Source organism: Noviherbaspirillum sp. ST9, assembly GCF_048799745.1.
Lineage (GTDB): Bacteria > Pseudomonadota > Gammaproteobacteria > Burkholderiales > Burkholderiaceae_D > Noviherbaspirillum.
The window spans coordinates 1-953 of the sequence record NZ_JBLWFR010000037.1; the positions used below are offsets into that span (position 1 = coordinate 1).

Consider the following 953-nt stretch of genomic DNA (forward strand, 5'->3'; position numbering starts at 1 on the left):
GGAAGCTCTTTTTGAAGCCATTGAGGCTACCGGCAAACCCGTTGTCGTGGTATTAATGGCGGGAAGGCCGCTGATCTTCAATAAAGTTGCCCGAAAAGCCTCAGCTATAGTATACGCCTGGTGGCTGGGGGCAGAAGCCGGAAACGCCATCGCCGGCGTACTGTTTGGAGATTATAATCCATCCGGTAAATTACCGGTAACATTTCCGCGTTCCATCGGCCAGATCCCCATTTCGTATACACAATACAATACCGGTAAACCTGTTAAAAGCCCGGATGATATTAAATACAAATCGGCCTATATTGATTCCCCGAACAGTCCGCAATATGCCTTCGGGCATGGATTGAGCTACACGAAGTTCTCCTATTCAGGCCTGAAGCTCAGTAAGTCCTCCATATCCGCTAACGAAACATCAGAATTAAGTTTCACTCTTACAAATACCGGAGCGATCGCAGGAGAGGAAGTCGCTCAGTTATATCTGCAGGATCCTGTAGCTTCTGTCGTAAGGCCGTTAAAGGAACTGAAGGATTTCAGGAAAGTGTCATTAAAGCCCGGTGAGTCTAAAGTTGTCCGGTTCACCATCACAAAAGACTACCTGTCATTCTTTAACCGCCATCTCGAATGGGTAGCGGAACCCGGTAATTTTAAGTTGATGATAGGTGCCGCTTCGGACGATATCAAACTGGAGACAGCGTTAACCTTGGTTCAATAAGAAGGTAAATCAGAGAAGTAACATGAATCTTCCGGACACAAACACCAAAAAACAGTTAGGTATAAGAAAGCTGTCAAATTCGGTCAGAGCAGCTTGCATTACCCTGGTAATCAGTTTTGCTGGTTGTCCGGGCGCCCGGGCACAAAAAGAATTCGACGGAATACGCGGAACGCACACCTGGATGATGTTCAGCGATGCACCTAATGCATTGTATCATCATCTTGCCGGGCAAGCCTTTCAC

At 47.0% G+C, this 953-nt stretch carries 2 protein-coding genes; both read left to right on the top strand.

Translation table 11 applies throughout. The features are described 5' to 3' along the window. Window positions 1-712: glycoside hydrolase family 3 C-terminal domain-containing protein (locus ACNOHI_RS24585; protein WP_420477357.1), on the top strand; the 712-nt coding region annotated here is incomplete at its 5' end. Window positions 713-734: 22 nt separating this feature from the next. Then, a partial coding sequence (locus tag ACNOHI_RS24590) for a hypothetical protein (protein WP_420477358.1) occupies window positions 735-953 on the top strand: 219 nt, incomplete at its 3' end.